The organism is Gammaproteobacteria bacterium (assembly GCA_013214945.1).
In the GTDB taxonomy this organism is placed as follows: domain Bacteria; phylum Pseudomonadota; class Gammaproteobacteria; order Enterobacterales; family Psychrobiaceae; genus Psychrobium.
The window spans coordinates 1-15,951 of record JABSRT010000025.1 but is presented as its reverse complement, the minus strand read 5'-3'; the positions used below and the strand labels follow the sequence as shown (position 1 = coordinate 15,951).

At 40.5% G+C, this 15,951-nt stretch carries 10 protein-coding genes and 1 pseudogene; 3 read left to right on the top strand and 8 right to left on the bottom strand.

The annotated features are described in order from the left end of the window. Positions 1–661: 661 nt before the first annotated feature. Positions 662–865: pseudogene (locus HRU23_16990) on the bottom strand (FecR/PupR family sigma factor regulator). 2 nt (positions 866–867) lie between these two features. Further along, positions 868–1,473, bottom strand: a complete 606-nt coding sequence (locus tag HRU23_16985) for a sigma-70 family RNA polymerase sigma factor (GenBank protein NRA55836.1) — start codon at positions 1,471–1,473, stop codon at positions 868–870. A 370-nt stretch (positions 1,474–1,843) separates the two neighbouring features. Here HRU23_16985 and HRU23_16980 point away from each other — a divergent pair, with 370 nt between their 5' ends. After that, positions 1,844–2,398: a hypothetical protein gene (locus HRU23_16980; protein ID NRA55835.1), complete on the top strand. Its 555-nt coding sequence runs from the start codon at positions 1,844–1,846 to the stop codon at positions 2,396–2,398. A gap of 171 nt (positions 2,399–2,569) precedes the next feature. Then, positions 2,570–4,042 carry a YHYH protein gene (locus tag HRU23_16975; GenBank protein ID NRA55834.1) on the top strand — a complete coding sequence of 491 codons (1,473 nt, stop codon included), beginning with the start codon at positions 2,570–2,572 and terminating at the stop codon, positions 4,040–4,042. A 363-nt stretch (positions 4,043–4,405) separates the two neighbouring features. On the opposite strand, the gene HRU23_16970 is transcribed toward HRU23_16975, so the two are convergent. Continuing rightward, the gene (locus tag HRU23_16970) at positions 4,406–5,137 is read right to left on the bottom strand and encodes a S9 family peptidase (GenBank protein ID NRA55833.1); all 732 of its coding nucleotides are present in this window, start codon (positions 5,135–5,137) and stop codon (positions 4,406–4,408) included. Positions 5,138–5,308: 171 nt separating this feature from the next. Here HRU23_16970 and HRU23_16965 point away from each other — a divergent pair, with 171 nt between their 5' ends. Further along, positions 5,309–5,524, top strand: a complete 216-nt coding sequence (locus tag HRU23_16965; protein ID NRA55832.1) for a transposase — start codon at positions 5,309–5,311, stop codon at positions 5,522–5,524. A 159-nt stretch (positions 5,525–5,683) separates the two neighbouring features. On the opposite strand, the gene HRU23_16960 is transcribed toward HRU23_16965, so the two are convergent. From HRU23_16960 to HRU23_16940, 5 genes are all read right to left on the bottom strand, one after another. Beyond that, the gene (locus tag HRU23_16960) at positions 5,684–8,164 is read right to left on the bottom strand and encodes a TonB-dependent receptor (GenBank protein ID NRA55831.1); all 2,481 of its coding nucleotides are present in this window, start codon (positions 8,162–8,164) and stop codon (positions 5,684–5,686) included. Between the two features lie 145 nt (positions 8,165–8,309). Further along, on the bottom strand, positions 8,310–9,326 hold the full coding sequence (locus HRU23_16955; protein NRA55830.1) for a FecR domain-containing protein: 1,017 nt from the start codon (positions 9,324–9,326) through the stop codon (positions 8,310–8,312). A 3-nt stretch (positions 9,327–9,329) separates the two neighbouring features. Next, positions 9,330–9,764, bottom strand: coding sequence for a sigma-70 family RNA polymerase sigma factor (locus HRU23_16950; GenBank protein ID NRA55829.1), 435 nt, complete (start codon positions 9,762–9,764; stop codon positions 9,330–9,332). A gap of 625 nt (positions 9,765–10,389) precedes the next feature. Then, positions 10,390–12,951 carry a TonB-dependent receptor gene (locus HRU23_16945; protein NRA55828.1) on the bottom strand — a complete coding sequence of 854 codons (2,562 nt, stop codon included), beginning with the start codon at positions 12,949–12,951 and terminating at the stop codon, positions 10,390–10,392. A gap of 222 nt (positions 12,952–13,173) precedes the next feature. Next, on the bottom strand, positions 13,174–15,951 hold a 2,778-nt coding region (locus tag HRU23_16940), incomplete at its 5' end, for an amino acid adenylation domain-containing protein (protein NRA55827.1).

Sequence of the window (15,951 nt, the reverse complement as noted above, 5' to 3'; positions counted from 1 at the left end):
TTAATAATTGCTGTGACCAGTCATGGATAAATTGTGTGTTGATAGGTTGTGGCAATAACACCAGATTATTTTTAATGTGGGTTCGTTGTCCTGCCTGTAGTTGCTGGCAATGATCTTTTTGAAAAGTTGTTTTGTGATTGATTTTTCTTTTATTATTAGTAGCGCAGACCTCTACACGCGACTCAGTAACAGTCACATCGGTAATATCACCGCGTTCTTCAACAATAAACTGGGTACCTAGCGCGCGAGCTGTGCCTTGCGCCGTTTTTACGATTAACGCCCTGTTCGCATCTTTAGCGACATCAAGTTGAATTTCGCCTTGCAATAAATGGATAACACGTGACTTTTTAGTAAATTCAACATTGATTGCTGAAAAGGTATTTAAATGAATACGGGTATTATCACTTAAAGTAATAACTATATTTTCACCAATATCAGTATTGTGATCAGCAAATAAGTAGCCTGGGCTAATGTAGTTAACCAACCTATTATCTTGGTTTATATACGGCGCGCTAATAACTAGCCCAAAAACCAGTAACCCAGCCATGCCAAAGGTGTTAAACACATGCTTTGTTCGTTGTTGTTTGTGCCCGGTTAATACAGCTTGCAGTGTCTCTTTAGCTGGGGCTAAATCAACATCATCAATTTGTTGCCACATTACAGCCATACGTTGATAAGCTTGGGCATTTTCGCTTACTGCATGCCAAGTATTAAATGCCGCTTGTTCTGACTTGGTTACCGCACCTGATCGCATAAGTGTGTGCCAGTGCGCCGCTTGTTCTATCAATGTTATCGATAAATGCCTTTGTTTCGCGCCAGCCTTTACGTTGGTTGAAGTGTTTCTATTCACTGAATCCGTACTCATAGTTAAAACGGGTGCTCATTTCTTTCTATTCCGGCAGTCGCGGTGAGCACGCTATCGTATTCATAACAAATTTTATAATAGGCAACCATTGCTTTGGTAATGTATTGCTGCACCATGCCCGTAGAAACCGCTAACATTGTGGCTATATCTGCATAGCGCATACCATCAAATTTACTCATAATAAAAGCCTGCTGGCATTTTACTGGCAACCCTTCTAGCATTTGAATAATGGTGGCAAGTTTTTCGCTGACTAATGCAATATGTTCAGATGATAATGCCACCGCTTCGTCGTTACCGTGATAATAGCGGTAAGTTTGCAGATAACGTTGCTCTACTTTTTTACGACGCGACTCATCAATCAATAAGCGTGTTGCCGTGGTCGTTAAAAAACCTCTAGGTTCATTAATGTTGGCTAAGTTGGAAAAGGAAAAAAGTCGCAAAAAAGTATTTTGAGCAACATCTTCAGCATGGTATTGGCATCTTAGTTTTTTACATAACCACGCATATAACCAGCTGTGGTGATCACTATAAAGATGGTGAATTTCGTTGTGCTGATCTGTCGGTTCATTGTCTTGCTCTGACGATAAAGTAATATTGAGGGGTGACATAAACTACACGACAAACATAAACGATAATGATTACCATTTATATCAAATCTTACTAAGCTTTGCAATTGCGTGATACCAAATAACCATTAAAAGAATAGCTTACCGATATTCACTGGCTATAACCTGCGTTGTGCTATGGCTGAAATATTAGAGTACCCTCCTTGCTTTTAACTAAAGTTGCTGTCAGTTACACTATATTTTGCTAAACATACCTGATACAGAATTTACGACTAAAGAGAAACTTATTGTCGGTATACATTATTTATAATAACGAAACACCAGTGCTAACACTCCTTGTTTAGGTGTTAAAACGACGCTCACAATATGCAGGTAGTTTTTAACTCACCATAAAATAAATAGGTTTATATATATGAAAAGGATTTTATTAAGCTCACTCTTTGTTGTGATACAAGGCTGTTCAACTTACCCGATACAAAACACCAAAGTAACAGAGCAAGCTTGTACTGGCACTGTTGAATTACCACATGAACTAGCAAATCAGTTTAAGCCCGTTGACGATAAAGTTCTGCTTGCTGAAGCATTAGGAGAAACATTACAAGGTAAGCTATGCCAGGGTAAGGTTTACCAAAGTAAAGAGGCTGCCCAAGTGGTTATTTACCGGGCGTGGAATAGTACGAACCCTAACAGTAAACTAGGACAATGGTGGGCTTTCAATCAACCCGCTGGCCGTAGTGCGCAATATCGAGAAGATTACGAAATATGCTATCAATGGTCACCTTTAGACAAAATGGCCAAGTGTACTCTCAAATCTGGAACGAAAGTTGTCATAGGTAATGGTCAAAGTGCTAAATGCTCACAATATTTAACATACCCAGTGTCAAAGAAGCAGCAAATCTATATAGCGGATGCTTCAAATGCAGTCGTTAGCTGTAAAGTATATGATGGTGTCATGGCATGGGAGTAGATTTACTTACGCCATTGCTTACGCCATTGCTTTAGCTATTTCAAAAAATATAAAATAATGTACAAGCTCAGCCGAAATAACAATGTCATGATTGTTTTATCGCAGAGTTCTTTGTTTTAATTGGACACATTAGCAATGCCCAATTAACAGTATTTTATCTAAAGGTGTTCAATGGCCAAGTCTCTATTTACTAATTTTCATCAGTTATATCCTAAGACAATTAACGCCTTTGTTTTGTCCATGGCGTTAAGTTCTTGTGGTGGCGGTTCAGAAAAATCAACAAACGCTGCGCTCAATGACCCAATCAAAACACCAGACAAAATTCAATATGTCGATAACCCCGATTTAAATGAGACAGCTAATGGCATGCTTAATGCCGTGTTAACCAACCGTAATCCCGACTGTCGCACTTATGTCACTGACGCTAACAACGGCGATTATGGTTCAACGGGCATGAATGACAAATCAAACTCCGCAGTTGATGCACCACATTCGCCGGGCACAGATAATACAAGTATTGTTGAAATTGATTTAGTGATTGTTAGCGGTGGGTATATTCAAAGCCCAAGCACACCTGATATAGCCGGAGGGTGGAATTATGCCTTGGTGGTTGAAACAACCGATCTGGAGTTAGCCACACATTGTCGAATGCGGCACAACATGATCCCTAATCACGATTTAGGCAAAAATGTTGGCACACCTAACGAAGATGATGTTTGGGTGACAGAAATAGATCATGACGACATGCAACTCACTTATTTACCTGTTCACCCTAAATTATCAAACCCACTGATTGCTGATGATACGGACCGAAACCCGACTAACTTCATGGATTATGATGGTATTTTATTAAATGGTGTCGGTATAGCGATGGATTCGGGTTTTTGCTATAACCCCAACCATGCAAGAGTTAATGCGGCAGGCAACGCGACTGGCTGTGGTGATGGTTCTGTATGGTTTGAGATCCCAGCCTATACTTTGCAAGATCCTTCAGCAGAAAAAATGGCAGCCATTTTTGATGAATATTATGGACATGGTTTCGAGGGCACTTATCATTATCATGCGATGACTCATCCGCTGCAAACAAACAATGAAGCGACAATATCGCCAGCGCCTAATGGATCGCCGTTAATTGGTTTTGCAAAAGATGGCTTGCCTATTTACGGTCAGTGGTTTGTTAATACTGCAGGAGATTTGGTTAAAGCCAAGTCTGGTTATACGTTAAAAAACTCAGGAATAAATCCCGATGTTAATGGCTTTGGTCAATCGCGTAAACCTTACACCGACACCGCGCCCTTTAAAGAGCATGGTACTCCGCCGACGCCATGGGACGTATTAAACCGCCCTGCAGATTTTGATTTTGAGTTTACGAATGAGCCTTTTGGTCTACCGTTGGGTAGATATATAGATGATTGGGTATACAATGACGGCAACACAGGAAATTTAGATGAATGTAATGGTGCTACTGACATAAATGGTGTGTACGGCTACTACATTACCCAAGAATATCCTTATGGACCAATATGTACCTTTGGTATTCATGAGCCATCTTTTGGTAAAGTACCACCTATCCGTTGGGATGACGAACTTGCAGACCCAACTGCAATTATTGATGAACATGGTGGCAAAATTAATGGGCATTAAAACTGTTAGTTTGTAATTACTAAGTAAGCGCTGATTTTACATTGAGTCAATTTGTTTAAACGCAATGTAAAATCACTAACGCCATTACCCATTTTCACTTCCTACTCCAGCGTAATTTATTACTCAATGCCGTCCTCTGTTTTTTATAAAACAGCAAAAACACGTTTATAATCGTCGTAAATTTTACAATATGTACACAAACATATTCACCTTAACATGTTTGTGTCCAATACCAATTCCGTTAAATTAGTGGCCAATTTATTACGTCTGTAGTCATTCTACATAGAAAATAAATAACGCGTTTATCACTTGTTTTAACCGCTAATAATGATCGGTTAATTGTCGGGGTTGGCATAAACGTACTCAGTCAATATGTTTATGGATAAACGTATCTATTGCTTTTAATGTTTGCAGCCGTGATTCATTGCTTTGCAAGTGATGCCCTTCGTCTTCTAGTTCAATAAAGGTTACGATTTTATCTTCACCGCTTAGTTCATCGTACATCTCTTCGGATTGCTCTAGCGAAACAATGAGATCATTTTCACCATGAATGAGCAGAATCGGCATTTTTATTTTATCGACATAATTGATAGGTGAAATTAATTCAAGAAAGTCGTCGCCAAGCTTTTCTTTATCGATCACTGCTTGCCAATAAGAAACCACCCAATGATTACGACCATATTGGTTTTTTTCGTTATCAATCATGCTTTCAAGATCTCTGACACCATTAATTGACACTGCACACTTATAAACATCAGGCGTAAATGCAGCCCCTGCTAATGCCGCATAACCGCCATAACTCATGCCCACTATACAGACCCGCTCAGCATCAATAAGGCCTTTTGGGGCAAAATAATTTACGCCATCGGTTAAATCATCTTGCATTTTTTTACCCCACTGACCACGACCAGCCAACAAATGTTGAAGACCAAAGCCATAAGAGCCTCTAAATTGCGGTTGAATGACGACAAAACCACGACTGGCGAAATATTGTGCTAACCAATTAAACCCGTATTCATCGTATGATTCAGGGCCACCATGTGGCAGCATAATCGCGGGAAACTTTTTCGCGAGGGCTGGTTTAGTTAATAACACCGGAATGTTTAAGCCATCTCGTGCCTGATAAGTCGTAATTTCAACCGGATTGATATAGCGCTTTCATTGCCGACACTGATAGTTATCCGTTCTTTACAACAAATCATCGAATAGCGAGGGAAACCAAGTGCTATTCGGTGTGATAATGGCCCCGAATATATCAGCCAAGCGTTGATTGACTGGACAACGAACCACCAGATTACTTTGTTATATATTCAACCAGAAAAGCCAACTCAGAATGCATATGTCGAACGTTTTAATAAAACAGTCCGCATAGAATTACTTGAGCGACACCTCTTTGACGATACAGAGCATGCTCAACGACTAGCAACTAGATGGCAATGGACTTACAATAATGAGCTAGTTGAGATCATGTATGATCCGTGAAAGACATTCACAAATCGATTTAATTGCTAAATCTCCATAGCCAACCGTTAATAATAATGAGTTAGTTATGGCTGTCTCTTTTCTAATTCTAAAAAATCCCGCACTAGTTTTAACTAATACGGGATTTTAAATTCCGTTAGTTAGTCGTAAATCAACTAACTAATCAAAATGATAAGTCGCTTTAAACAATATTGAGAGCGGCGCACCATAGTATTGTGATGCGTGATTATTTGACGAACCACTCGCAATGTATTTTTCATCCAAAACATTACGTACCAGTAAAGACATATCCCAGTTTGCTATACCTCGATATGAAAAATCCAGGTCGATACGATCATAACCATCAATATAGGCTTGTGAATATGTTCCAGCATCATAAGGGAGTAGCTGTTGCTCTAAGGTATGTAACCACATAAAACCTGTGGCAAAGCCTTTTAATGGACCCTGCTGTAATTCATAATTGGCATAAAGGCTGTATTGACCTTTAGCAGAGCCTTCAATGGCAAAACCGACGAAGCGATCGTTTTCGTCAAGAAATTCATTATCCATCCAAGTTGCTGCCGCACTTATAGTTAAGCCCGGCATAGGCGCGCCGAATACTTCCAGTTCAAGCCCATCTGTTCGATGTAATCCTGCTGCAATACTGGCATCATTATCATTAGGATCGTTAACAGGCCGGTTTGTTAATTCTTGCCTATATACCGCTAACGTTGCTCCTAGTTTATTATCAAACCAATCACCTTTAAGACCGAGTTCATAACCATCACCTCGTTGGGCAGCAAGAGGCTGGCCATTGATATTTGTAGTCTCTATATTTGGTAAAAAGGACTCACCGTAGCTGCCGTAAGCAGAAATATTGTCATTTAATTCATGACTTAACCCTATCCGCATGGTCAGTTCGTTATCCTTGCTATCATTGGCGGACTGTGGAATACCTCTTTTATCTGTTGCATTATATTTTACTCGTTCATAACGGGCGTTAATCAGCAACTGGGTACGCTGCGTTAAGCTTAATACCGACTGCAGATAAAGAGCGCTATTAGTGTATTCTGACTTTCGACCATCTCTGTTATTGTTAGGAATGTCCGCTTTCGATACAAAACCAAAATCAGCCCAGTTATCCTGATAAATATCAACATAGGCAAAGTCACCATTGCCATCATACATATAGATCTCACCGGTGGTTCGAACTGATTTTTTATTACTATGCTCTACACCAAGCAGTATTTTATGCTCACGACCAAAGGCATCAAATGCACCATCAAGTCGTAATTCTCCCGCCCAATTATCTGTGTTAGTGAGGTCTTTATTTGCACCTCCAGTATGATAACCATCACCATAGTAGCCGTAATTACCGTCGATAATATCTCTGGTGGTCTCGCTGCGCTGCAATAGCAAAGTGGCTAGCCAACGATCTGACAATTCATGGTCAACCCGAATAGAGACATCCTTTATTTCTGTTTCGGAACGTTCATCGCCACTAGCACCGTAGTGATAAGAGCGTGGTAAATTAAACTGCTTAAGACTATTATTTTCATAATAACCCGGCTGACCGTTATTAACATCAAACTGTTCTTTTTGGTAAAGCAGTTGCAATAACACTCGGGTATTATCACTGATAATGGCTTCAAAACTGGGGGCGAAAACCGTGGTATCGGTGGCAATATCATCAACAAAAGAGCCTTCATCGCCGTAGGCCATAACCAAACGACCACGTAAGTTTTCATCTTCAGTTAAAGCGCCTGTAATATCGCTTTCGGTGCGGTATGTATTGTATGAGCCAACTTGACCGCTAATATTAGCGGCAAATTCAGCTTGCGGTTTTTTCCGTACTAGGTTGATAGCACCACCACTAGAGCCCGCGCCAAAGAAACCTGAAGGCCCTTTAATCACTTCAACTCGTTCATAGGCGGCAAGATCAAAACCTGCTAAGCTGCCTGCAGCAAAGCCATCAGTTTTAAGGCCATTATAATAATCAAGCGGCTGACCGCGAACATGATATTGCCTAGTATAAAAGCCATGACCGGAGAAAGGACCACTAGGTGCAGCCCAATTTCCTGTCCCCCCTTGAGTACCCGAGGTTAATTCTAAAGCTTGATCTATATTATTAACTTGTCGTAAATCTAGCAAATCTCGGGTTATCACCGAAATTGCCTGTGGCGTTTCTTTTAGCGGCATAGCCATTTTGGTTGCGGTGGTTTGGTACTGTGCTTTAAAACCGCCCTCTTCGGCAGGGGCATCACCAAAACTTCCTTCATTACCGACAGTGGTTAATGCTAAAGTGCCGGCGATATTTTGGCTACTCGACTTTTTTATCGCATAACTGCCATCTTTTAATTTAACGGCTTGCAACGCTGAGTTGTCTAGCAAGATTGAGAGTGCTTTAGCTACTGTGTAGTTTCCTGAAAGCGCGGCTGCTGATACACCTTTCAACAAAGCAGGATCCGCTGACAGAGTAAGGCCAGTTTGGCGAGCCAAGGTGTTTAATGAATTAGCCAATGGCCCCGCAGATAATTTTATTGGCCACTGGGTTTGTTCAGCGATATTACTAGTAATTAACTGTTGGCTATAGGCTGGCGATGAGCCAGTGGCAATAGCAATGGCCAATAGTGTAGGTTTAAAATAACGAGAGTTCGACATCTAGGTTTCCTATTAATAAATTATACATTTACCTATATGCCGCATGAGACAGGAACATCTGTAAAAAAAACTGAAATTAATTTTTCCTTATTACTAATATTTAGCCGCTAGCCTCGATTAACACACTTTAACGGTGACAATAGCGTTAAGGTTTTAGCGTCAGCTTAAGCCACCAGTTGGTGGTTCTCTCAATGTGTATTGGTAACGAATTTTGCAATGAAGTTAAGGCGCCATCAGTATTGTCTAAACGGAACACGCCTGATACTCGCAATTGTGCAACCTCATCGCTGTAGTGCAACCAGCCCTGATGATGCTGGCTTAAAATAGCTAAAACATCACCTAAACGCGCATTGTTTGCTTCAATAACATTATCTAGCCAAGCATCAGGTGCTAAACCATTCGCCGCTTGTTTACTAATACTATAACGAGCCTGGCCGCTAATACCTTGATTTGTTGCTTGCTTGTTATCTTTATGCTGATTAGCTGAAACACGCCAACGTTCACCAGCAAGGGCGAGCTTGGCATTTTGTCCAGCAGTTATTTGCACTTGCCCTTGGGTAACGGCAAGTTCACTGCTATTTGCCAGTTTACTCACCACAAAGCGTGTGCCAATTGGTTTGAAACGACCAAAATCAGTAATAATACTTGGTTTATTTTTACCCGTGGCAGCTCTAGAGTTCACCAGTAGCTGTCCGCTATTTAAATGTAATAATATGCCTGTGTTGGTGTATTCAACATCTATTGTCGTGTCACTACCAAGGTACACTTGGGCACCACCCTTTAAAACAAACTCTTGTTGTTCGCCAGTACCGGTCACATAGTCATAGCGCCAATGCTTGTGGGTGTAGGAAAGGCTTAAGCCAAGCATTAACATAATACTTAATGCGCTACCGACTGCGCTAGTGCGTTTGTTGCGGCGTTTGTTTACTAGGTTATTTAACACAGCGCTACTTTGCGTTGCTAATGTTCTTGCAGGGGTAAATTCTTGCTCAATAATTTGTATTCGTTGCCAAGCGATTTTATGAATGTATTTCTGCTGTCGCCAATGTTCAAATGCTTGTTGCTCTTCAGGTGACACATGAGTGTCGCCTAATATCATTGCCCAATGAAATGCTTGCTCAAGCACTTCATTAGGAATGGTTATAGCTTCAGCATCAGACATTCATTAACCTATTAAAATGTGATAGCAGTGTCGTAACGCTTTCGTCATTTCTTTTTGAACGGTACTTAACGAAACATCAAGTTGATTAGCAATCTCTGCATAGCCGATGCCTTCTATACGCGACATCAAAAAAATTTTACTAACTCGCGGCGGAAGATTTTCTAGTAACACATCAATACGCGCTAAGGCATCGATGATAATAATATGCTCTTCTGCTGAGGGTGCGTGTTCATTAGGTTGGTTAGCAATATATTCAAGCCAAGATTTTTCTACCGCTTTACGACGATGACCATCAATTAACAGGCCATGAGCAATGCGCGCTAGGTAAGCTCTAGGTTCATCAAGCTGTGGAAAATAACTTTTACCTAATAGACGGACAAAAACATCGTGGCTGAGGTCTTCTGCTGTAGAAGTACAGCTTATACGACGGCACAACATAGCAAACAACCAATGGTGGTGTTCACGATAAAGTTCATGGAAATCAGTTTGCTGCTTTATAACTGAACTCGACACGACGAACTCCTCTGCTCGAATAAATACCCGACTGTCTAAAACAAAATCTTATGCGAATAGCAATGTAATTATTCCTACTCGTTAAATAACTCACCTAATTAGCTGAGTTGCTCTTGTCTTAAAACGCATACAATTTTTAATGACGGCATTCTAATATGATAGCGTCGAGAAAGTAAACAACTAAGAATAACAATCATTAGTATTCGCAGGCGAATTACTATAATAACAATAGAATTTATACGTGTTTTTTATAATGTGACGGTAATATAGGAGCTGTATAACCGTGTCCAATACTCTCAAATATTATATTGAGCTCGTTGCGGTGATGTATGATCCGTGAAAGACATTCACAAATCGATTTAATTGCAGGCAGTGATTAGTCGACCGACTCATAACATTATCTGATGTTTTAAATTAATATTGCTGCTTATGGGACATTTCGACTTGCTAGCCAGTTTTAAACTAAATTCAGGTAACTTTGAAGAATCCCGCACTAGCTTTAACTAATGCGGGGTTTATTTAAAGAATTTATTAATCGTAAAGAAATTAGCTAATCAAAATGATAGGTCGCTTTAAACAATGCTGATCGTGGGGCACCATAATATTGATGTTTCGTTAGTCTTGATGCACCGCTCTCAATGTATGTTTCATCAAAGACATTACGTATCACTAAAGACATATCCCAGTTTGCTATTCCCTTGTAAGAAAAATCGAGGTCGACACGGTCATAACCATCAATATAGGCCTGATAATTACCAGAGGTATCTCTATCCCAGGGCAGTAACTGTTGATCCAACGTATGTAACCACATAATACCAGCGCCAAATCCTCTCAATGTCCCTTGCTGTAATTCATAATTAGCATAAAGGCTGTATTGCCCTTTAGAAGAGCCCTCAATGGCCAAGCCATCGAGAGGATCGTCCTCATCAATAAACTCATTGTCCATCCAAGTTGCAGTCGCTGTTATATTTAAGCCTGGTATAGGTGAGCCAAAGACTTCGAGTTCAATTCCATCAGTCCTATTCAAGCCAGTGGCCATTGAGTAGTTATCCCACGTTCCATCATTTTCATAAAGGCTTTCTGGATCCGTGATAGGTCTGTTAGTAAGGTCCTGACGATAAACGGCCAGTGTTGCCCCCAGTTTATCATCAAACCAGTCGCCTTTAACGCCAAGTTCATAACCATCACCACGTTGAGCATCAAGCGGCTGCTTATCGATGCCTCGGTCTGTTATGTTCGGGCTAAAAGATTCACCATAACTGGCATATGCCGAGAGGTTGTCGTTTAACTCGTGGCTTAAACCTATGCGCATGGTCAGTTCATTATCCGTTAAATCATTTTTTGATTCTGGGTTACCATATTTATCTGTCGAAGAATAATCGGCGCGCTCATATCGCGCGTTAATTAATAACAGAGTCCGCTGTGATAGGCTTAATACCGACTGAAGATAAATAGCACTATTGGAGTAATCCGCCTTGAACCCATCACTGCCTACGTTAGGAATGTCGGCTTTTGATAACATACCAAAATCGGCAAAGTTGTTCGAATAAATGTCAGCGACAATATTCCCGCCATTATCATCATAATGGTAAGTCCAGCCATTACTTTCCTCTGTCTTTTTGTTGCTGTGTTCTAAACCAAACAGCATTTTATGCTCGCGACCAAAAGCATTAAAACTACCTTCTAAGCGTAATTCTCCAGCCCAGTTATCTGTAGTTCTACGTTCTTCTGCTGCTCCAATATAGTGATTTCCATAATAAAAGTAGCCATAATTACCATCGATTATATCTCTTGATGTCTCGCTACGTTGCAGTAATAAGGTCGCTAACCAACGGTCAGACAATTTATGGTCAACACGAATCGATGCATCTTTTATTTCTGTTTTTGAACGTTCACCGCCACTGGCACCATAGTTATAAGAACGTGGGACATTAAGCAGTTTAAGACGATTATTTTGATAATAGCCCGGCAGGCCGTTATTTACATCAAACTCTTCTTTTTGATAAAGCAGTTGTAATAACACCCGCGTTTTATCATTTACAATAGCTTCAATACTAGGAGAAAAAACAGTCGTGTCAGTAGAAATACCATCAACAAAAGAGCCTTCATCTCCGTCGGCTATAACAAAACGACCGCGTAGGTTTTCATCATCGGTTAAGGCGCCGGTAATATCGCCTTCTGTGCGGTAGGTATCGTATGAACCGGCCTGACCACTAATATTAGCTGCGAATTCAGCCTGAGGTTTTTTACGAACTAAATTAATAGCCCCGCCACTAGATCCCGCACCAAAGAAGCCCGACGGCCCTTTGATAACTTCAACACGTTCATAAGCAACCAGGTCAATGTTTGATAAACTACCAGCTGTAAAACCATCAGTTTTAAGGCCATTCGTATAATCAAGCGCCTGGCCACGAACATTATATTGCTTCGAAAAATAACCACGGCCCGTGAAAGGGCCACTTGGTGCAGCATGGTAACCTGAGCCGCCTTGCGTGCCTGAAGTTAATTCTAAAGCTTGCGAAATATGGTTAACCTGCCGTAAATCTAACGAATCACGAGTAACCACCGAAATCGCCTGCGGCGTTTCTTTTAACGGCATTGCCATTTTAGTGGCTGTTGTTTGGTATTCTGCTTTAAAACCACCATCTTCGGCAGGGGCATCACCAAAACTTCCTTCATTACCGACAGTGGTTAATGCTAAGGTGCCGGCGATATTTTGGCTACTTAACTCTTTTATTACATAACTGCCATTGGGTTGTTTTTTTGCAACTAAACCACTCCCCATAAGTAGTTTCTTAAATATTTCATCCCCCTTTAGCATTCCTTTTACTGCAACGCTTGTTTTTCCTTTAATTAAACTTGCGTTATAGGCGATTTGTATGCCAGTTTTCTGTCCAATTGCTTTTATAGCACTGGCAAGTGGTTGGGCGGGAATATCGATAGCTTGTTGCGCAGCAACTCCTGTAGATATTGATAAAGCTAAAGCAACTGCTCCATAGCGCTTTGGTTTTATACTACTTAATTTACTGATAGCTAATTGCACGGCAAGTGCGCAATATTTTAATTTTGGGCCTGAAACCTTATTTTGGTCCAGTACATACATAACAGACATAACATTTCTCATTAAAGTTTTATAATCAATCTATTAACGATTTGGCTTGGTAAAAGTTTAATCAGAATTACAAGATATTAAACGGCTGGGCTTTCGCAGTAAAATACAGAGAAAGAATATTTAAATAACTGAAACATAATGGCCAATTTTACTTGACCACTTCAATGATGATTAATTTTTTTATAAATGATACTACCTTCCGAGGTTGTGTCATTAGGACATTTAGATGTCTAACAGCACCTCTTTTATCGAATTAAGTAATTTATTACTATAAACAAAATCCTCATGCCAAGCATCAATATGCCTGAACTTAGTATTTTTTATCTTGTTACCCATATAATGTTCTAACTGTTCTATTTCTCTTTCATTAAGACTGAAATTTGCCCACCAACAATCAAGCGAACAATTAAGATCCTTAAAAACAAAAGATTCTTCTAACTCCTCAGAGTTTTGTTGTATTTTATCCACAATATCCATTTCATCTTGATAACGATTATTATTACGAATATTTTCTACATCTCTAGGTAATATATTTTCTTGCTTAGCAATCCAAGCCGTAATTGCTATTTGTAGATTTTCTTTATTTACCTTTTTTTCTTTTTGAAGTTTATATTGCTCAAGTAGCATCTTAAAATTTACACTAGGAAATATATTAGCCACAAAGCTCAAGTATTGTTCGGTAGCTCTATCGATGTTAATTTTCTTGTCTTGTAACTTATTCGCTCCACTTACTTCATCAACGCTAAGTTTAGGTTTTAGAGTACCTATTTCTATTTCATTTATCTCATGAACGACCCTTGTATCGAGTAATCCTAAAAAGCTTACTTCTTCTCCAGACATTTCTAAGTGGTAGGCAATATCCATAGCTAACAATCCTCCTGAAGACCAGCCTAATAACAGATAAGGCCCTTTAGCTTGTTGTTTACGAATACATGCCAAATAGTTTTGAACCATATCGTCCCAGCTATGATCGAACCAATCAGAATAAATATAGCTACGATTCATAATACCAAAGACAGGGCGTTGGTTGTTAAGTGTCAGTGCCAATGAATAATAAGGGTATACATTTCCCCCAGCAGGATGAATACAAAATAGCGGGCTTGCATTACCTTGGTACGTATTAAGACGAACCATTGACCCATTAGCGCCATCGTCCTGATGGCATAAGTAATCAGCCAGCTGTTTAATCGTGGGCCTAAATATTACATCATGCATACTAGCTGTGTGTGGTGTATTGTTTTTTATCTTAGTAATCATCTGCACAGCAAGTAATGAATGTCCTCCTAACTCAAAGAAGTTATCATTTAAACCAACTTGCTCAACACCCAGCAGCTCTTGCCAGATTGTCGCTAATTGTTTTTCAAGTATTGTACTTGGTGCCACATAAGATTGCTGATGTTGACTAGCATCTGCTTTGGGCAACGCTTTGCGGTCTAACTTGCCATTGGGGGTTAGCGGGAATTGCTCAAGTAGCAACATATGCGCCGGTACCATGTATTCTGGTAAGACTTGTTGTAGTTGATTTTTAATATCGGCTCTAAAGCTGTTTTGTACTTCATTATCGGCTTCAATCAGTCCGCTATCGTTAGGAATAATATAAGCGACTAACTGCTGACCGCCATTGCCTTCTTGTGCCAAGACCACAGCATCGCGGATAGCGTCATTGGCTTGCAACTGTGATTCAATTTCGCCCAGTTCAATACGGAAACCACGGATTTTAACTTGATGGTCAATCCGGCCAACATACTCGATGGTGCCATCGCTTTGGTATCGCGCTAAATCGCCGGTGCGGTATAAGCGGCCGCCTGTATTGCTAAACGGGTCAGCGATAAAGCGTTCTGCAGTCATCATCGCTTGTCCGCGATAACCACGAGCAAGCAATTCACCACCAATGCATAACTCTCCGATAACGCCGATAGGTGCAGGGTTTAAGCATTCATCGAGCACATAAGTTGTTCGTCCTCCCAATGGGGTGCCAATAGGTATTGATGATGGAATTTCTTGCTCGCCAGTAACATACTGCCCACAATCAAAGATCGTTGAAGTGACAGTTGCCTCCGTCGGGCCATAGGCATTGAGCAATTCAACGTGGCTTAAGCCGGCCTTATTCCATTCAGTAAAGCCTTTGGGAGGCATAGCTTCACCACCAACAGTTACCTTACGAAGAGAGCCATAATCACGGCTTCCTTTTATCGCGAACTCACGCGCTATCTGATGCCAATAAGCTGACGATAAATCAGCAACACTGATATTATGCTCTATCACTTGCTGATAAAAATCTTCACTGCCCCAAAGCTCTTGCCCTCTTAATACAACTGATGCACCACAACATAACGCAGGGTATAACTGCTCAGCAAAGGTATCAAAACTAAAGACTGCAAATTGTAACACTGTGTCTTGTAACGTTAGATCTAACATTTCAATCGACGTGACGGTATGACGAGCCAAAGACGCATGGTCAATACAAACCCCCTTTGGACGTCCCGTGCTACCCGACGTAAAGATAATATATGCGAGATTATTTGGGTGAACAAGGTTAGGGATATTGTTTTCGCTATAGCCTATTGCTATACCGACATCTAACAGCAAGACATTGACGTCAGCTGCAACCGGTAACTTATCTATAACGTTATTTTGAGTTAATAGCAGTTTAAGACCACTCGCTTCAATCATATAAGTTAAACGCTCTTGCGGATAACTAGGGTCTAGCGGCACATAAGTACCACCGGCTTTAAGAACCGCCAATAAACTAATAATCATGTCAAACGAACGTTCAACCGAAATACCTACTGGCACATCAGGGCCAACGCCCAGCGCTAATAACTCACGTGCCAAGCAATTAGCTTTTGCATTTAACGCTTGGTAACTTAGTTTTTCATCATCTAAAATTAAAGCCGTTTTATCTGGGTTAAGCTCAACTTGCTGCTCGAACAACTGATGAATACAAACCTCGGTATCGTAACTAACCGCTGTGTCATTCCAGTCTTCGATAATGTGTTT

Bases quoted from the DNA above. Each gene is read 5' to 3' on its own strand.
- HRU23_16985 (NRA55836.1), bottom strand. From the start codon at position 1,473: ATGTCACCCCTCAATATTACTTTATCGTCAGAGCAAGACAATGAACCG.
- HRU23_16980 (NRA55835.1), top strand. From the start codon at position 1,844: ATGAAAAGGATTTTATTAAGCTCACTCTTTGTTGTGATACAAGGCTGT.
- HRU23_16975 (NRA55834.1), top strand. From the start codon at position 2,570: ATGGCCAAGTCTCTATTTACTAATTTTCATCAGTTATATCCTAAGACA.
- HRU23_16960 (NRA55831.1), bottom strand. From the start codon at position 8,164: ATGTCGAACTCTCGTTATTTTAAACCTACACTATTGGCCATTGCTATT.
- HRU23_16955 (NRA55830.1), bottom strand. From the start codon at position 9,326: ATGTCTGATGCTGAAGCTATAACCATTCCTAATGAAGTGCTTGAGCAA.
- HRU23_16950 (NRA55829.1), bottom strand. From the start codon at position 9,764: ATGTTGTGCCGTCGTATAAGCTGTACTTCTACAGCAGAAGACCTCAGC.
- HRU23_16945 (NRA55828.1), bottom strand. From the start codon at position 12,951: ATGTCTGTTATGTATGTACTGGACCAAAATAAGGTTTCAGGCCCAAAA.